Source organism: Micromonospora sp. CA-269861, assembly GCF_050948505.1.
GTDB lineage: Bacteria > Actinomycetota > Actinomycetes > Mycobacteriales > Micromonosporaceae > Micromonospora.
Window position 1 is genome coordinate 6,432,162 of sequence record NZ_CP192014.1, and the last position, 16,971, is coordinate 6,449,132.

At 71.0% G+C, this 16,971-nt stretch carries 14 protein-coding genes; 5 read left to right on the plus strand and 9 right to left on the minus strand.

Translation table 11 applies throughout. The features are described from left to right. Nucleotides 1–181: 181 nt before the first annotated feature. Nucleotides 182–421: a hypothetical protein gene (locus ACQP0U_RS29545; protein WP_433321262.1), complete on the minus strand. Its 240-nt coding sequence runs from the start codon at nucleotides 419–421 to the stop codon at nucleotides 182–184. 259 nt (nucleotides 422–680) lie between these two features. Here ACQP0U_RS29545 and ACQP0U_RS29550 point away from each other — a divergent pair, with 259 nt between their 5' ends. Further along, nucleotides 681–947 carry a GntR family transcriptional regulator gene (locus ACQP0U_RS29550; protein WP_433313382.1) on the plus strand — a complete coding sequence of 89 codons (267 nt, stop codon included), beginning with the start codon at nucleotides 681–683 and terminating at the stop codon, nucleotides 945–947. A gap of 300 nt (nucleotides 948–1,247) precedes the next feature. On the opposite strand, the gene ACQP0U_RS29555 is transcribed toward ACQP0U_RS29550, so the two are convergent. Then, nucleotides 1,248–2,360: a glycerophosphodiester phosphodiesterase gene (locus ACQP0U_RS29555; RefSeq protein ID WP_433313384.1), complete on the minus strand. Its 1,113-nt coding sequence runs from the start codon at nucleotides 2,358–2,360 to the stop codon at nucleotides 1,248–1,250. 139 nt (nucleotides 2,361–2,499) lie between these two features. Here ACQP0U_RS29555 and ACQP0U_RS29560 point away from each other — a divergent pair, with 139 nt between their 5' ends. The 3 genes from ACQP0U_RS29560 (at nucleotide 2,500) to ACQP0U_RS29570 (ending at nucleotide 5,398) form a co-directional block, all read left to right on the plus strand. Then, on the plus strand, nucleotides 2,500–3,834 hold the full coding sequence (locus ACQP0U_RS29560) for a TrkH family potassium uptake protein (protein ID WP_433313387.1): 1,335 nt from the start codon (nucleotides 2,500–2,502) through the stop codon (nucleotides 3,832–3,834). Between the two features lie 17 nt (nucleotides 3,835–3,851). After that, the gene (locus ACQP0U_RS29565; protein WP_433313389.1) at nucleotides 3,852–4,520 is read left to right on the plus strand and encodes a potassium channel family protein; all 669 of its coding nucleotides are present in this window, start codon (nucleotides 3,852–3,854) and stop codon (nucleotides 4,518–4,520) included. A gap of 212 nt (nucleotides 4,521–4,732) precedes the next feature. Then, on the plus strand, nucleotides 4,733–5,398 hold the full coding sequence (locus ACQP0U_RS29570; RefSeq protein WP_433313391.1) for a DUF4097 family beta strand repeat-containing protein: 666 nt from the start codon (nucleotides 4,733–4,735) through the stop codon (nucleotides 5,396–5,398). A 116-nt stretch (nucleotides 5,399–5,514) separates the two neighbouring features. Here ACQP0U_RS29570 and ACQP0U_RS29575 read toward each other — a convergent pair whose 3' ends face one another. The 7 genes from ACQP0U_RS29575 to ACQP0U_RS29605 all read right to left on the minus strand — a co-directional run bounded on the left by ACQP0U_RS29575 (nucleotide 5,515) and on the right by ACQP0U_RS29605 (nucleotide 14,251). Continuing rightward, the gene (locus ACQP0U_RS29575; RefSeq protein ID WP_433313394.1) at nucleotides 5,515–7,161 is read right to left on the minus strand and encodes a protein kinase domain-containing protein; all 1,647 of its coding nucleotides are present in this window, start codon (nucleotides 7,159–7,161) and stop codon (nucleotides 5,515–5,517) included. A gap of 71 nt (nucleotides 7,162–7,232) precedes the next feature. Continuing rightward, nucleotides 7,233–8,795 (minus strand): fused MFS/spermidine synthase, encoded by a 1,563-nt coding sequence (locus tag ACQP0U_RS29580; RefSeq protein WP_433313397.1) that lies wholly within the window; start codon nucleotides 8,793–8,795, stop codon nucleotides 7,233–7,235. A gap of 36 nt (nucleotides 8,796–8,831) precedes the next feature. Continuing rightward, nucleotides 8,832–9,848, minus strand: a complete 1,017-nt coding sequence (locus ACQP0U_RS29585) for a coiled-coil domain-containing protein (RefSeq protein WP_433313400.1) — start codon at nucleotides 9,846–9,848, stop codon at nucleotides 8,832–8,834. 180 nt (nucleotides 9,849–10,028) lie between these two features. Further along, complete coding sequence (locus tag ACQP0U_RS29590) at nucleotides 10,029–10,838, minus strand: inositol monophosphatase family protein (RefSeq protein WP_433313402.1); 810 nt, start codon at nucleotides 10,836–10,838, stop codon at nucleotides 10,029–10,031. Beyond that, nucleotides 10,831–11,283 carry a response regulator gene (locus ACQP0U_RS29595; protein WP_088950306.1) on the minus strand — a complete coding sequence of 151 codons (453 nt, stop codon included), beginning with the start codon at nucleotides 11,281–11,283 and terminating at the stop codon, nucleotides 10,831–10,833. The genes ACQP0U_RS29590 and ACQP0U_RS29595 overlap by 8 nt, the downstream gene beginning before the upstream one ends. Then, a complete protein-coding gene (locus ACQP0U_RS29600) occupies nucleotides 11,280–13,010 on the minus strand; it encodes a sensor histidine kinase (protein WP_433313406.1) in 1,731 nt (576 codons plus the stop codon). Before ACQP0U_RS29600 ends, ACQP0U_RS29595 begins: the two co-directional genes overlap by 4 nt. After that, a complete protein-coding gene (locus ACQP0U_RS29605; protein WP_433313410.1) occupies nucleotides 13,007–14,251 on the minus strand; it encodes a PP2C family protein-serine/threonine phosphatase in 1,245 nt (414 codons plus the stop codon). The genes ACQP0U_RS29600 and ACQP0U_RS29605 overlap by 4 nt, the downstream gene beginning before the upstream one ends. Before the next feature lie 243 nt (nucleotides 14,252–14,494). Between ACQP0U_RS29605 and ACQP0U_RS29610 the strand changes: the two genes are divergently transcribed. Then, nucleotides 14,495–16,915, plus strand: coding sequence for a M28 family peptidase (locus tag ACQP0U_RS29610; protein ID WP_433313412.1), 2,421 nt, complete (start codon nucleotides 14,495–14,497; stop codon nucleotides 16,913–16,915). Nucleotides 16,916–16,971 lie beyond the last annotated feature (56 nt).

Consider the following 16,971-nt stretch of genomic DNA (forward strand, 5'->3'; position numbering starts at 1 on the left):
GGCTCACGCTAGAAGTGACGTCACCCACGAGCTATGTGGCGGAAACACACAAGTAACAGGAATGAGGTGGCCGAGGGTTACAACGGGCCGCACTACCAGCCGGGAGCCCACTCCCTCGATGGCCCGAACCCCCACGGACCACCCGAACCGTGTGTCGCCCCGCACCATTCGCCCGGATCGGTCAGCCGCAGGGCCCGTCGTGGGCCGCCGCGCGCGGGCAGCGCCGGCGACCGTCGACCAAGCTGTCGCAGAAGACCCGATGACGTACGCACTGAGCGTCCTCCTCGGACACCGTCGTCTCGGCTCGATCGATGTCGGCCAGGAAACCCAGCGCTCGGGTGATCACCCGCGCGAACCGCAGCGCCCCCGTCAGGTCTGCCGCGACCACCGGCAGGTGCACCACGAACCGCTCTCTCTCCATGCGCACAGCCATCACTCTCGACTCGTCGACCTGATGGGCGGTCCGGTGCGCGGGTAGGGGACGCCCACCGGACCGCCCGGCCCCACGCCCGCAGCCTCGTCGGCGGCGGTATGAACGCGGAGCCCACCTCACGCCCGCCCCCGAGGGTTTGCCGAACCAACCGGAGCCGGACACAGGCAACCTACCCCAAATACTTGTGTAGGTCGACCCTCCGAAGTAGCGACACCACAGCCTGTTGCAGTAACTGGTGTAGGCCGGCATGATCGAAGACGCCGAACCGACCGGAGTCCTCACCATGCCAACAGCAGAAGCCCCATATCGTCGCATCGCCAACGAGATCGCCGCGAAGATCAAGAGCGGCGAGCTGCAGCCGGGCGACAAGCTTCCTTCCACCCGGGAACTCGCCGAGACCTACGCCGTACACATGAACACGGCCTCGCGGGCGCTTTCCCTGCTGCACGACCGCGAGCTGATCACCGGTCAGCCTGGCCGCGGCACCTATGTCGCCGAACACCCCGGCCGTTAGCACTCGCCTGCCCGCCCGCCCGTAGCGGCCAAGATCGCCGCAACTTCCCTGATGTTGTTGCCTCGGGGCGAGTCGAGGCAGCAACATCAGTGAAGTTGCCGCCATGAACTACTCCTGGCGGGCGGACGAGCATCTCGCTCCTTCTTGGGCGGCAGCCCTGGATGTGCCGCTGGCCCGTCGTCCGGGTGGCGGACGACGGGCCAGCGTGTGGGCCGGGCGTGTCGGCCCGGTGGTCGGCTCGGAGCGGATCGGCTCCGGGCCGAAGTCAGCTCGGTGGGGCTGCCTGCACCGAGTTTCGGGTCAGAGGCCGGCGCGGGCGGCGACGGCGGTGTCCGGGTGGTCGCTGAAGACACCGTCGAGGCCCAGGCCGAGGAAGAGTTCGTACTCGGCGGTGATGTCGCCGCGCGCGTTCGGGTCGGTGCCGATCCGGAAGTCCACCGGGAGGAACTGGTTCTCGGCGCGGAACGTCCAGGAGTGCACGAGCAGGTGCTCCCGGTGCGCGTCGCGTACCACGTTGGTCGGGGCGAGCAGGGCGCCGGCGGCGTTCCGGGGGACGATCAGGTTCTTGTTCGCGCCGATGCCGTCGGCGTACCCGGCGATCCACTTCAGCCCGGCCGACGTGGCCAGATCCTGGTAGGTGCGGGCGTCACCGGCGGCGGTGAAGTCGTACGGGCGGCCGGTCGCGTCGAGCAGTTGGACCAGCTTCACGTCGGTCAGCCGGCTCAGGCGACGCAGGTTGGCCGTCTCGAACGACTGGATGAAGACAGGCGAGTTCTTCCGGTCCAGCTTGTTCTGCCGCAGCACGCGGAGCAGCGGCTCCTCCAACGGCAGTTTGATCGAGGAAAAGTAACTCGGGTGCTTGGTCTCCGGGTAGATGCCGATGGTGCGGCCCCGTGCCCGCCCCTCGGTCCGGGCCAGGTCGATGACTTCCTGGAGGGTGGGCACCTCGAAACGGCCGTCGAAGGCGGTGTTCGCCACGCGTACCTGCGGCAGCCGCTCCTTGGCACGCAGCGTCTTCAGCTCGGCGAGGGTGAAGTCCTCGGTGAACCAGCCGGTCACCGCGACGCCGTCGATGGTCTTCGTCGCCTTCCGGGCCGCGAACTCCGGTCGGGTCGACACGTCGGTGGTGCCGGAGATCTCGTTCTCGTGCCGGGCGACCAGCACGCCGTCGGAGGTGGAGACCAGGTCCGGCTCGATGTAGTCGGCACCCATCCGGATCGCCAACCGGTACGCCTCCAGCGTGTGCTCCGGCCGGTAGCCGCTGGCGCCACGGTGACCGATCACGATTGGTCGGTCGTTCGCCCGGGAACGCTCGGCGTTCGCGGCCGGTTCGGCCTCGGCGATGGTCGGCAGGGCCACGGCGGCGGCGAGCAGAGCGCTGGCCACGCCGAGGGTCGAGAGGGTACGTCGCAACGCCGTCTCCTGTCATCGATGGTCCGGGTAAGCAGACCGTTCGTGATTTGCCAGGAGTTGGTCGATGGCTGACCGGCAGATGAATCTCCGGAATGGCCGTTCCCGCTCCAGGGTCGCGGGCGGACAGGAAGATTGTCTGGTGCGCCGGTTTTTCCGCAATCCCGTGCGGCTGGTGCCGTTCGCGTTCCTGGTGCCGATCCTGTTCGGTACCGGGTTGCTCATGGCGCGCTGGGCGACCGCCGAACACGAACGTCCATCAGTGGTCACCGCGCTCTTCACCGCCACCTCGGCCGTGTCGGTCACCGGCATGGCGATCACCGACACGCCGAACTACTGGTCCGGCTGGGGACTGCTGGTGATCACCCTGCTCACCCAGCTCGGCGGCCTGGGCATCCTCACCGTCGCGGCACTGGTCATCCTGGTGGTCTCCAGTCAGCTCGGGCTGCGCAACCGGTTGCTCGTGCAGGCCGAGACCGCCGAGTTCGGCATCGGTGACGTGGGCCGGTTGCTCCGCCGGATCGCGCTGACCGTCTTCGCCTGCGAGGCGGTGATGACAGTGCTGGTCGCCGGTCGGCTCTGGCTGACCTACGACTACCCGTTCGGGCAGGCCCTCTGGTCGGGCGTCTTCCACGCCGTGCAGGCGTTCAACAACGGTGGCTTCGCGCTCTACTCGGACGGCCTGTTGGCCTTCAGCCGTGACCCGTGGGTGTCGCTGCCGCTGGCGATCGGCGCGATCATCGGCGGTCTCGGGTTTCCCGCGCTGTTCGAGGCGGTCCGCGAGTGGCGTCAGCCGGCGCACTGGGCGGTGGCGACGAAGTTGACCATCTGGGGCAGCGTGGTGCTGCTGCTTGTCGGCTTCGCCGGTCTGCTCGCCGCCGAGTGGACCAACGCGGGCACGATCGGCCAGTACGACGTACCCGGCAAGATCCTCGCGTCGTTCACCCAGATCGCGCTGAGCCGCACCGGCGGCTTCAGTGTCCTGAACATCGCCGACCTGCAGGAGGAGAGCTATCCCCTGCTCATCGTGTTGATGTTCATCGGCGGCGGCAGCGCCAGCACGGCCGGTGGCATCAAGGTCTCCACGTTCTTCCTGCTGGCGTTCACCATCCGGGCGGAGCTGCGGGGCGAGCCCGACGTGACGATCGGGCACCGCCGGGTGGCCACCGCGAGCCAGCGGCAGGCGGTTACCGTGGCGCTGCTCAGCGTCGCGTTGGTGATGGCCGGAACCATGTTGTTGCTGCTGCTCACCGAGGGCGTCCGCTTCGTCGCGGCCCTGTTCGAGATCACCTCAGCGTTCAGCACCACAGGTCTGACCGTCGGCCTGGCCGCCGAACTACCGGCCGGCGGCCAACTGGCGCTGACCGTGCTGATGTTCATCGGCCGGGTCGGGACGCTGACCCTGGGGTCGGCGATTGCCCTGAACACCCGACGCCGGCTCTACCGCTACCCCCAGGAGCAACCCATTGTCGGCTAGCAGGGAGGAGGGCCGAGGTGTCGGCTAGACGGGCGGACAGCGGCGGCATCGTGGTGATCGGGCTGGGTCGATTCGGCTGCCACCTGGCCGGGTCGCTGACCCGGATGAACCGCGAGGTGTTGGCCATCGACCGCAGCCCGGCGAAGGTGCAGCGCTGGTCGGCGGAGCTCGACCGGGTGGTTCAGGCGGACGCGACCGAGGAGGGGGCGCTGCGACAGCTGGGCATCACCAGTTTCGGACGGGCGGTGGTGGCCATCGGGGCCTCGGTGGAGGCGAGTGTGCTCACCGTGTTGGCGCTGGTCGAGCTGGGTGTGCCCCAGATCTGGGCTCGGGCCACCTCGCAGAAGCACGCCAAGATCCTGGCGTCGGTGGGCGCGCACCACGTGATCTTCCCGGAGGCGGAGACCGGGGACCGGGTCGCGCACCTGATCGTGAGCCGGTTGCTCGACTTCATCGAGTTCGACGACGACTTCGCCATCGCCACCGTCCGGGTGCCGGAGTCCCTGGTCGGGCGCACCCTGCTCGACCTGAAGCCGGAGGAGCGTTACGGGGTACGCGTGGTCGGCGCCAAGCTGCCCGGCGAACGCTTCCGGTACACGTCCGACGACACCGCGCTTCCCCAGGGTGGGGTGCTCATCGTCGAGGGCGGGATCGACCAGGTGCAGCGGTTCGCGGGGATGCGCTGACCTGGTGTGCGCCACCCGACCCGCGGAGCGTTCAGTGCAACTCATCGCAACGAGGCAGGCTCGAAAAGTTGCGTTGATCCCATGTCGGTTGCAATGATTTCAGGGTCATGAGCTGCGCAAATGCCCTTGCAGAGCAACGGTCTAGTTGAAGAATATTGGAAAGCTACGTAGCGTTTCCGTTGTTCGAAACGACAGGCCACAAGGAGAGCATGATGCAGCAGTTCGACAGCCCGACCCCGATCTCCGCCATCCTCGACATCCCCGCCGGGCGGGTGCGGTTCATCGCCGCCGACCGCGTCGACACCGTCGTCGAGATCCACCCCGCCGACGCCACCAACGGCCGCGACGTGAAGGTCGCCGAGCGGACCACCGTCGACTACCGCGACGGCGTCCTACGGATCGAGACCTCGGCGAAGAACCAGCTCTTCGGAAGCTCCGGCTCCCTCGAGGTGACTGTCCAACTGCCCGCCGGTTCCCGGGTGCAGGCCAAGGCCGCCAGCGCGGAACTCCGGGCCGTCGGCCGACTCGGCGACGTCACCTTCGACGGCGCACAGGGGCAGATCAAGCTCGACGAGGCTGCCAGCGTCCGAATCACCACCACCGCCGGCGACATCTCGGTCGGTCGCCTCAACGGCCCCGCGGAGATCACCACCCAAAAGGGCGACATCCAGATCACCGAGGCCGTGCGCGGCTCGGTGGTCCTGCGGACCGACGCCGGAGCGGTGTCGGTCGGCGCCGCCCACGGCGTCTCGGCCTCGCTGGACGCCGGCACCAGCTACGGCCGGATCCACAACGCGCTCAGGAACACCGACGGCACCGCCGAGCTGACCATCCACGCCACCACCGCGTACGGCGACATCACCGCCCGCAGCCTCTGAACGGCACGAGCGCGGGGCGGGACCGACCAGGGCCGTCAGACCACATGGTCTGACGGCCCTGACACGTGTCGACACTGCGTGGCCCAGTCACTTCCGGTGACCACCCGGCCCCTTGGTCACCTTTCCGCTTTTCCCGGACCACCACCCGCGGCCTTCGGCTTCGCGGGAACCTTGGGGGCCTTCGGCGGCTTGGCCTTCGTGGCACCGCCGCCCGAACCGGAGCCGCTACGCACCGTCGCAGCCTTCGGCGGGGCCTTCGTCGCGGCGGCCTTGCTCGGCGGGGCCGTGGACGGCACGCTGCCGGCGACCCCGGACACCCGGACCCCGCAGGTCGCCTCGCCGAGCCGGAACTCGACAGGCAACGGGTTCGCCCCGCTGTACTTACCTGTGAGGGTCACCTTCTCGGCCGCACCCGGGGCCAGCGTGGCGCGCTGGGCCGCCGGCCGGATCAGCACCGTGCTCCCCTGCTGGTGCACTGGTGCGGGCTCCGCCTTCGTCACCTTCTGCTGCCCGGGGAAGGTGAAGCTCATCGTCCAGTCCCGCAGCTCACGGCCACCGGTGTTGGTAAGGGTCAGCTCTGCGGCGAACTCGGTCCCGGAGTCGGCGCGCAGCGCGTACGCCACCTCGCAGGGGGCCGCCGCCGGCAGACCCATCCGGGCCTCGGTCGTCGGCCGGTCCCCGCCGCTGGCCGGGCTGCGCGACGTGAACCCCCACATCGCCCCGGTGACCGCGATCAGCCCGACGGCCGCCACGCCGGCCTCCACCCGCCGACGCCGGGTCACCCGCTGCCGCGTCCGACGGTTGCGGGTCCGCGAGAACGGCAACGCGTCGGTCGCCGCCGACCAGGGCAGGATCGTGGTACGCGCACTACCGAGCATGGCTTCGTCCAGCGGCCCGCCGGCCGGGGAGACCGGGACCGCCGCGAGCATGCCGGCCGCGTCGGCGAGCGTCCGGGTCAGCTCGGCGGTGACCGGTCGGTCCGCTGGCCGCTTGGCCAGGCAGCGTCCGACCAGCTCGGCCACCCCGTCGGGCAGCCCCTCGACGGTGGGCATCGGCTCCGGGTCGTTGTACATGTGGGCGCGCAGCATCTGGGTGGTCGTGCTGGCCCGCCACGGCAGCCTGCCGGTGAGCATCCGGTAGAGCAGCAGTCCCACGGCGTACACGTCGGTGGCCGGGGAGACCTGGCCGTTGTCCAGCCGCTCCGGGGCGAGGTACGCGGGAGTGCCCAACAGCGCGCCGTCCGGCCCCTTCTCGCTCTCCCCGACGAGCGCGGAGATCCCGAAGTCGACCACCTTGACCCCGGTCGACGTGAGCATGACGTTGCCCGGGGTGACGTCGCGGTGCACGACACCTCGGGCGTGCGCGGTGGCCAGCGCGGAGCTGACCTCGGCGCCGATGGTCACCGCCTCACGCCACGGCAGCCGGCTCTCCCGACCCAACCGGCTGGCCAGCGAAGCGCCGTCGACCAACTCCATCACCACGTACGGCATGGTCAGGCCGACCTGCTCGGACTCGCCATAGTCGTACACGTTGGTGATGTTGGGGTGGCAGAGCCGCGCGGCGGCCTGCGCCTCGATCCGGATGCGGTGGCGGAAGGCCCGGTCGCTGGCCAACCGGGACGCCAGCACCTTCACCGCGACCTGGCGGCCCAGCACCTCGTCGTAGCCACGCCAGACCACCGACATCCCGCCCGCGCCGAGCTGCTCGATCAGCCGGTACCGCTCATCGAGCAGTTGCGCGCCGTTCCGGTCCCCACCACCCATGGTGAGCGTTGTTGCCCAGGAACTGCCCGCCTACACCTGGAGTATCGGAATCGGTCAGGATTGTCACCCGTTCAGGCGGTGGCCAGCAGTTGGTCCACCGGGGCGTAGTCGTCGGTCAACACCATCGCCTCGCCGACGAAGTCCGTCAGCGCCGCGCCGGAGAGCAGGCTGACCTTCGGGTCCACCTCGGCCAGCCGGGCCCGGAGGGCTTCCAGCGGCAGCGGCGCGTCGGAGCCGACGATGAGGAAGTTGGAGCCCTGCTCCTCGGCGAGCGCCTCCGGCGGGGCGATCAACGCGACGTGCCGGAACTCGGCGGCCACCGTGGCCAGCTCGGCCCGGATGAACCGCAGCGGCGGGTAGTCGATCACGTTCTGCACGTACACGCCGCCGGGGCGTGTCACCCGCCGGACGTCGGCGGCCATCTCCCGGGTGGCCAGGTGCCAGGGCACCACCAGATGCCCGAACGCGTCACCGACCACCAGGTCACGGCTGTCGGTCGGCTCGCCTGCGACAAGCATCCGGGCGTCACCCACCACCGCCCGCAGCTCCGGCCCCGGCCGTACGCCCAGCTCCTGCTCGCCCAGCTCGACCAGCCCGCCGTCGATCTCGAACACCAGGTTGTCGGTGCCCGGTCGGGTGGCGGTCAGGTAGCCCGGCACGGTGAAGCCACCGCCGCCCAGGTGCAGCGCGTCCAGGCGCTGACCGGACGGCCCCGCCACGTCGGCGACCGCGCCGATCCACTTCGTGTACGCGTACTCCAGGTGCTTCGGGTCGGCAAGGTCCACGTACGAGTGCTGGGCCGAGTTGAGCAGCAACGTCCGCCCGCTTGGCCGGGACGGGTCCGAGGTGACCCGGGCGCAGTGGTACGCCGTCTCGATGTCGCACGGGTTGGGGGCCACTGTCGACAGCCCCGCCCCGACCAGGCCGAGGACGGCCAGCGCGGCCCGGGCCCGAGCCGGACCGGGAAGCTCGGTGGGCTCCTGCCGGCGCAGGTACCAGCCGAGACCGATACCGACCAGCCCGAGCGCGAGCGCCAGTGCCAGCAGGATGACTGTGCTGCGCAGGGCGGCGACAAGCACGAATCCGGTGAGCAGGGTCGCGGTGATGCCACCCAGGGTGCCGATCCCGGAGAGTCGACCGACCACCTGGCCGGTGCGTCGCAGGTCGGCGAGCTGGAGTTTCACGACCAACGGGGTGACCGCGGCCAACAGCGCGGCTGGCACGAACACCGCCAGCGCGACGAGCAGCAGGATGCCGCTGGCCGCACCACCGCGCAGCACCTCACCGGCGTACCGGACGACGGGCAGGGTGACCGCTGTGGCGATGCCGGCCAGCACCAACGCCGGCGCGAGCAGGCCCCGCGGGTTGCGCCGGTCGGCCAGCCAACCGCCGGACCACGCCCCGTACGCGATAGCGGCCAGCGCGATGCCGATCACCGAGCTGGTCACCTGGAGGGTCACCCCGACGTACGGGCCGACCAGGCGCAGCGCGACGGTCTCCAGCACCAGCACGGCACCGCTGGAGAAGAAGACGAGGAAGGCGGCCAGGCCGTTGGGCAGCGCCCGGCCGGTGACCGGCACGGGCGGGGCCAGGGAAGCTGGCGGGGCCGTTACGTCGGACGGTGGGGAACTCATCGTCGCGATGGTACGCAGCGAAGCTGGTGCTCCGGGTCAGTACATCGAGAGATGAACATGGTTCGTGTGGGAGGCCGCTGGACTGCCACTCCCACTGTACGAGCGCCACCCGGTGCCGGGATGCCAGATCTGCCGGTACCAGATCACGTAGAGCACGCCCAGGCGGTCGGCGTTGCGTACGTGCCAGGCGGCCAGGCTGTCCCCGTACGACTTGTCGCCGCCTGTCGCGTTCTTGTCCTCGAAGCCGTTCGTGGCGGCCGAGAAGTCGCAGGCCCGTCCCTTCGGGTGCTCACCGCCGCCACCGCTGCGCTTGCAGGACACGTGCCGCTTGTAGCCGGCCGCCTGGGTCTGCTTGAGCGCGTTCAGGGTGCGCGGGGTGATGCATCCCGAGGTGGTCGGGTCCTTCACCGAGCAGGACTCCGACGGCCAGGAGCCGTCGGAGTTGCGCGGCGCCGGCTTCGCCGAGGCGGAGCTGCCACCGCTGAAACCGTTGCTGCCGCCGGAGCTGACCTCGGCGAGCGCCTCCTCGGCTTCCTTCTTCTTCTTCGCCATCACGGCGAGTTGCTTCTGCTGCTCGCGGACCTCGGCGTCGATGGCGACCTTGGCCTGCTGCGCCTGCTGCCGGGCGTCGGTGAGGTCACGCAGCCGCTTGCTGTCCCGCTGGGCCATCAGGTCGAGGTCGCCCGCGCGTTGCAGGAACGCCTCCGGCGTGGCGGTGTTGAGCAGCATCGAGACCGCGCTCAGCCGACCCACGCGGTACGACTGGGCAGCCACCTCGCCCACCTGGCTGGTGAGCCCGACCATCCGCCCCTCGAGCGTCGTCAGCTCACCGGTCAGCGCCGTCTGGCGACGCTTGGAGTTGTCCAGTTTGGCCTTGGCCTCAATGTGGCCCTTGGCGGTCAGCTCCAGCGCGTCCTGCAGCTTCTTGCTGCCCCCCTCGCCAGGCTCCGCGTACGCCGGCACAGCGGCACCGCCGAGCACCAGCGCGACGGCGGCGAGCACTGCGAACAGAGTGCGGCGACCGAGCCGCGGGCTGAGCCTGGTCCTGGGCACGAAAGCGTCCTTCCGTCGACCGCCGGCCCCCGATGAACACTGCACGGCGGCGCCGGTCGGCGGCCTGCTGGCGGAGACCGCCGGTCACGATACCGGACTGTGGGCCGCTGACCAGCCCTCTACCCCTTGAGCTGTCTCGATGTCGACGGAGCGTGCCAACGCGGTTGCGCAGGGCACGGATCAGGTGCTGAGGAGAGCGTCGCGCACCTCGGCCCAGACCTGCTCGTTGGCCGCGACGAGCAGACCGTGGCCGTCATCGGCGGGGTGGTAGTCGACGCCGTCGAACCGGCGGGCGACGCCCCCGGCGGCACGGACCAGCAGGGTGCCCGGGGCATGGTCCCACGGCAGGGTGCGCCAGAAGAGGGCGAACTGCTGCTCGCCGGTGAGGATGTCCAGGTACTCCCGACCGGCGCAGTGCTGGCCGGGCAGCAGCTCACCGAGCCGCCGACCGCCGGCGCGGACCCGGTCGCGGGTCTCCGGTGGCAGGAACTTGGTCATCGCCGCGCCGCGCAGCTCGCCGAGCGGCGGCACCGAGCCGCTGCCGTCCACCGGCCGACCGTTGAGCAGGGTGCCCTCGTCCGCCGAACCGGCGGCGAGAGTGTCGGCGAGCGGGTCGAGGATCCAGCCGGCGGTCGGCCGCCCGTCGCTCAGCAGCGACACCATCAGGGCGAACGGCCGGCGACCGGCGGCGAAGTTGGCGGTGCCGTCGACCGGGTCGACAAGCCAGACGTCCCCACCGTCGCGCAGGTGCCGCAGCAACCCCGGATCGTCGGCGACACCCTCCTCGCCGACCACCATCGAGCCTGGCCGCAGCCGGCGCAACCCCGCCGAGAGCAACTCCTCGGCCCGGCGGTCGGCGACGGTGACCACCTCACCGGGCGCCTTCTCCGACACGTCATCGTCGTCGAGCTTGCGGAACAGTGGCAGCACGACCTGGTCGGCGGCCTCCCAGAGCAGGCCGCTCACGTCGTCCAGCAGAGTGTCAGCCACGCGGCGGCAGCTTGACCACGCTGACGAAGAACTCGTCGATCTGACGGACCACCGAGATGAAGCGCTCGAAGTCCACCGGCTTGGTCACGTAGGCGTTGGCGTGCAGCTGGTAGCTGCGCAGGATGTCCTCGTCGGCCTGTGAGGTGGTGAGCACCACCACCGGGATCCGACGCAGTTCCTCGTCCTTCTTGATCTCTTCCAGCACCTCCCGGCCGTCGCGCCGGGGCAGGTTCAGGTCGAGCAGGATCAGATCGGGCGCCACCGCGTCGGCGTACTGGCCCTCCCGTCGCAGGTAGGCGAGCGCCTCGGCGCCGTCGGAGACGACGGTCAGCCGGTTCCGCAGCTTGTGCTCCTCGAACGCCTCCTGGGTCATCAGCACGTCACCCGGGTCGTCCTCCACGAGCAGGACCTCGATCGGGCTCTTGCCATCCGCCGGCGCGGTCATCCCACCGTCTCCTTCATGTCACCTGTTCTACCGCTTTCCGGCCCCTCGTCGGCCCGGTCCGGCTGGTCCGACCCGCCAGCCTGCTCCGCCAGCGCTGCCGGAGCCTCGGTCGAGCGCGGCGTGTCGTCCGCGCCGAGAGCACGCGGCTCCGCAGAATCGGCAGCCGCAGCCGCCTCGACGTCCTCGGGACGTGCCGGCAGGGTGAACCGGATCGCGGTGCCCTCCGGCACGTCGGTGTCCACCCAGACGCGGCCGCCGTGGTACTCGACGATCTTCTTGACGATCGCCAACCCGATGCCGGTGCCCGGGTACGCGTCCTTCGAGTGCAGCCGCTGGAAGATCACAAAGATCTTGTCGGCGAACTCCGGCTCGATCCCGATGCCGTTGTCCTGGCAGGTGATCTCCCACTCGGCACCCACCAACCGGGCCGAGACATGCACCTTCGACGTCACGTCCGGACGGCGGAACTTGATCGAGTTGCTGACCAGGTTGGCCAGCAGATTGGTGAGCAGCGGCTCCTCACCCGAGATCACCGGCAGGTCGGTCCAGGTCAGCTCGGCGTCCGCGTACTGCCGGGCGGCCTCGGTCTGGCCGGCCACGTCGCCCATCACCTTGTTGAGGTCGACCTCGACGAAGCCGGTGGTGAGCCGCCCGATCCGGGAGAACGCGAGCAGGTCGTTGATCAGGCGCTGCATCCGTTGCGCGCCGTCCACCGCGAAGGCGATGTACTGGTCGGCCCGCTCGTCGAGCTGCCCTGCGTAACGGCGCTGGAGCAGCTGGCAGAAGCTGGCGACCTTGCGCAGCGGCTCCTGCAGATCGTGCGAGGCCACGTACGCGAACTGCTCCAGGTCACGGTTGGACCGGGTCAGCTCCTCGGCCTGCTTCTGAAGTTGGGTGTTCACCCACTCGATGCGCTCGCGGGCGGCCCGAACTTCGGCCAGGTCGGCAGCGATCTTCTGCCGCATCGCGTCCACGTCCTCACCGAGCCGGATGAACTCCGGCGGGCCGGTGGTGGCGATGCCGTGCTGGTAGTCACCCTCGGCGACCTCCCGGACCTGGTCGGCCAGCCCGATCAGGGGACGGATGACCATCCGGTCCAGGGAGAGCAGCAGCAGCGCCCCGGCGGCGGCCACCACGAGCGCGGCGACGATCAGGAGGACGACCAGCACGTTGCTGCTGGTGCGCACGTTGGCGGCGGCCTGCTCCCGGGCGACCAGGATCTCCTCCTGGAGGTCGTTCACCGCCGATCGCACCTGGTCGAACTGTTGCCGGGCCCGTTCGGTGACCAACGCCTGGCCGGCGCTGGTGCCGCTCTGCTCGGTGGTGGTGATCACCGGCTCCGCCACCGACTGCCGCCACTGCGCCGTCTGCTCCTCGACGATCAGCAGCTCCTGGCCGATCTGCGGATAGTCCTCGAGCAGCGCCCGCATCGAGGCGACGACGCTCTTCTCCCGCTCCAGCCCCTCCCGGTAGGGGTTCAGGTCGGCCAGGTCACCACTGACCGCGTACCCCCGGACCGCCGTCTCCTGGTCGAGCAATGCGTTGAGCAGCTCCTGCGACTGCACCCGCAACGGGCCGGTCTGGTTCAGGATGGCGTCGATCTGGGTGCGGTTGCGGGCCGCCATGGCCGCCTCGGCGGTGGCCAGGCCGATCAGCAACACACCCACGACGGTGAGCAGGGTGATCACCCGGCGGCGCAGACTCCAGCCGCCGACCACCGGCTTCACCGGCCACCGCCCCGGCTGACCAGCAGCATGGCCACGTCGTCGGCGAGCGGACCACCGTTGAGCCGCTCGGCCCGACCGACCAGCCAGGCGGGCAGCTCGGGCAGCGACACCGAACGGTTGTCCGGCTCGTCCAGCAACCCACTGAGGCCCGGCACGTCGAGCCGTTCGTTGCCGGCACCCACCCGCCCCTCGATCAGGCCGTCGGTGTACATCAGCAGGGACCAGTCATCGGTGTCGAACTCCAGGTCGTAGGCGATCGGCCGGCGAGGTCGTACGCCCAGCAGCAGGCCGCCGGGTGCGGGCACGGGGGTGACCTGGCCGCCGGAGAGCAGCAGCGGTGGCGGGTGCCCGGCCAGTCGGACGGTGGCCCGGTTGGCGTCCAGGTCCAATCTGATGGTGGCCACCGTCGCGAAGATCTCCTGGAGGCGGCGCTCACTCATCAGCACCTGCTCCAGGGCGGGCAGCACCTCGTCGTCAGGCACTCGGGCGAGCACCAGGGCCCGCCAGGCCACCCGCAACTCGACCCCGAGCGCGGCCTCGTCCACCCCGTGCCCGCAGACGTCGCCGACGATCAGGTCGAGACGGTCCGGGTGGGTCTGCACCACGTCGAAGAAGTCCCCGCCGATCAACGCGGCGTGCCGGCCGGGCCGGTAGAAGGTGTGCACCGCCACCTGGTCGGTCGTCATCAGCGGTTGGGGCAGCAGGCCGCGTTCGAGTCGGGCCGACTCGGCCTGGCGCAGCTCGACCTCGCGCAACCGGCGGGCGTTCTCGTCGGCGCGCTTCCGCTCCACGGCGTAGCGCAGCGCCCGGGTCAGCAGCACCCCGTCGACCTGACCCTTGACCAGGTAGTCCTGGGCACCCTCGGCGACCGCCACGACGCCGAGATGCTCGTCCGTGCGGCCGGTCAGCACGCAGACCGCGGCGCCGCTGGACATCTCCAGCACCTGGCGCAGCCCGTCCAGCCCCTGCGCGTCGGGCAGGCCCAGGTCGAGCAGGACGCAGTCCACGTCGCCGATCCGCTGCCGCGCCTCCCGCAGGCTCGTGGCGACCAGCAGGTCGATCATCGAGTTGGTCTCGGCGAGCAGCTCACCGACCAGGAAGGCGTCGCCCTCGTCGTCCTCCACCAACAGCACCCGCAACCGCTCACCCGGCGGAAGGTTGGCGTGCCGCGCCAGGCCACCGTGCGGGTACGGCACAACTGGGGAACCGGCCAGGCCGGCCCCCCGGTGCGGCCGGGTCACCGCCGCGAGACGCGGGAGTTCGCTGGTGATGTCGGGCTCCTTCCGAGTGCCCTGCTGATCCTGTATTAGACAACGGTCGCACACAACACGATGCCTCCGGCGCGGGCGGGGATGGGCCGCATCACTGCCCGTCCGATGACAAACCGGGCGGCTGGTGATGCCTGACGGACCGGCCATCCCATCCGCAGCCGCTGACGGGCAGGATGATCCCACCCCAGGCCCCACCACCCCCGAGGAGTTCCCGTGGGCGCACCCGCCACCCCGGCCACGACGGGCAAGCCGCCCCGTCCGATTCCGGGCGTACTCCCTGCCAACCGCGCGCTGACCCGGCCGCGTCGGCGGCTCGTGGCCGCCGCGGCGGCTCTGGTCGCGCTGGCCGCGGTCGGCGCCGGCAGTCTGCTCGACCTGCGCACCCCGGCCCCGAAGCCGGCCGACGCGCCGGCTGGCGCGTTCAGTGCCGGCCGGGCGTACGAGGACGTGAAGGTGATCGCCGCCCGGACGCACGTCGCCGGCAGCCCGGCCAACGAGCAGGTCCGCGCGCACCTCGAGGAGCAGTTGCGGGGGCTGGGCCTGGAGACCGAGGTGCAGGACACCGTGGCACCGGAGGCCGGTCAGCTCAGCGGGGCGGCGGGTGGGGCGACCCTGGCCCGGGTCCGCAACGTGGTGGCCCGGCTGCCCGGCACCGACTCGACGGGACGGGTCTTCCTGGTCGCCCACTACGACTCGGTACAGACCGGGCCGGGTGGCAACGACGACGCGGCCGGCACGTCGACGATCCTGGAGGTGGCCCGCGCGCTGACCACCGGCCCCCGGCCCCGCAACGACATCGTCTTCGTGCTGACCGACGCCGAGGAGGCGTGCCTCTGCGGCGCGTCCGCGTTCGCCGCCAGTCACCCGCTGGCCGCCGACGGCGGTGTGGTTCTCAACCTGGAGGCGCGGGGCTCCACCGGGCCGGTGATCATGTTCGAGACGTCCCGGAACAACGCGAAGCTCGTGGACATCTTCGGTCGGGCCGCCCCGCACCCGGTCGGCACCTCGTTCGCTGTGGAGATCTACCGCGCGCTGCCCAACGACACCGACTTCACCGCCTTCCTCGATCAGAAGTTCGTCGGGCTGAACTCGGCGTACATCGACGGCGGCGCGATCTACCACACGCCGTTGGACACTCCGGCCGCCATGGACCGGGGCAGCCTCCAGCAGCACGGCGACAACGCGTTGGGCCTGGCCCGGGAGTTCGGTGGCACCGACCTGACCGACCTGCGCTCCGGGCACGACGCCACCTACTTCCCCGTCCCCGGTGGGCTGGTCCGCTACCCCGGCTGGCTCACCCTGCCGCTGGCCCTGCTCGCGGTGGCCGCGGTGGCCGCCCTGGGCTGGCTGACCCGCCGCAGCGGCCGGGCCAGCGCCGGCCGGATGGCCGCCGGCTTCGCGCTGGCCCTGGTGCCCATCGTCGCCGGGCCGGTCGCCGCCCAACTGCTCTGGCTCGCGATCACCACGATCCGACCGGGGTACGCGGAGCTGCTCGACCCGTACCGGCCGACCTGGTACCGGCTGGCCGTCCTGGCGCTCGCCACCGCCATCCTGTTCACCTGGTACGCGCTGACCCGCCGCCGGATCGGCCCAGCCGCGCTCGCCGTCGGCGGGCTGGCCTGGCTGGCCCTGCTCGGGGTGCTCCTCGCCGTGGCGGTGCCGGGCGGGGCGTACCTCACCACAGTGCCGGCGTTGGCCGGGGCCCTCGGCGGGCTGGTCGCGTTGCGTACCCGGCAGACCGGACCGTGGCCGGTGGTGGCGGTGACGGCCGCCGCGGCCGTGGGTGTGGTCATCCTGCTGCCCACAGTGGTGCTGCTCTTTCCGGCGCTGGGGATGGCCATGGGCGGGGTGGCCGCACTTGTCGCGGTGCTGCTCGGCCTGGTCGCCCTGCCGGTGGTGGACCTGCTGCACCCGCAGGCCGGCGGCCAGCGCGGCCTGCTCGCGCTACGGGCCCGGCGGCTCGCGGTGCTGCCGGCCGGCGCTGCGGCCGTGGCGGCTGTGGTGCTCGCCGGGGTCGGCCTGGGTGTGGACCGCTTCGACGCGGCCCACCCCGCGCCCACCCATCTGATGTACGCCATGGACGCCGGCACCGGCCAGGCCCGTTGGCTCAGCCACGAGAGCGACCCGCAGCCGTGGACGGACGGCTACGTGGACGGGGTGACCGACGTCGGCGACGACTTCCCCGGGCTCGGCGACGGCGAGCTGCGGACCGGCCCGGCGCAGTCGGCGAACCTGCCGGCCCCGAAGCTGGAGGTGGTGGCCGACGCCACCTCGGGTGGCGAGCGCACGCTGCGGCTGCGGCTCATCCCGCAGCGGGCAGCCCGGCTCGCCACCCTGCACGTCGACACGTCGACAGCCACCGTGCTGCGCGCCGAGGTGGCGGGGCGGTCGGTGCCGGTGGAGCCCCGGGCCGGGAAGTGGGGCTTCGGGCTGGTGTTCCACGCCCCGCCGACGGAGGGCGTCGAGGTCACGCTGACCCTGCGACCGATCGCCGGGCAGGTTGCGCTGCGGGCGATGGACGCCAGTGACGGGTTGGACGCGCTGCCCGGCTTCCGCCCCCGGCCGTCGGCCGTCGGCGTCGTCGGGTCGCACAGCTCGGAGATGCTGGCGGTCGCCCGTACCTATCCCATCTGACCGAAAGGGGTGGCCCGGCGGTAGTTCCCGCCGGACCACCCTCTTCACCTAATCCG